Here is a 282-nt window from a genome sequence, read left to right on the forward strand (position 1 = left end):
TGAGCGTCCGGTACGGCGAGCAGTCGGCCGAGTTGAAGCACATCCGGGCTGAGGACGCCGGAGGTCAGGGCCGCTGGTCGTTCTCCTCTCAGCAGGCCACGCTGCGGCGTTTGGACAAGGCGTTCGCCGCGTTCTTCACGCGGGTCCGCGAGGGCCGTACGCCGGGGTTCCCGCGGTTCAAGGGACGCGGCTGGTTCGACACCGTGGAGTGGCCCAAGGACGGCGACGGCTGCCGCTGGGACGCCCAGCCCGAGCACCCGGCCGCCACGTTCGTGCGCCTTC

1 pseudogene is annotated in these 282 nt (G+C 71.3%); it reads left to right on the top strand.

Annotation, left to right across the window (positions count from 1 at the left end):
* A pseudogene (locus tag QSK17_RS35885) lies at positions 1-282 on the top strand (RNA-guided endonuclease TnpB family protein); the annotation flags it as partial.

The sequence above is a fragment of the Microtetraspora sp. NBRC 16547 genome, from assembly GCF_030268965.1.
Lineage (GTDB): Bacteria > Actinomycetota > Actinomycetes > Streptosporangiales > Streptosporangiaceae > Microtetraspora.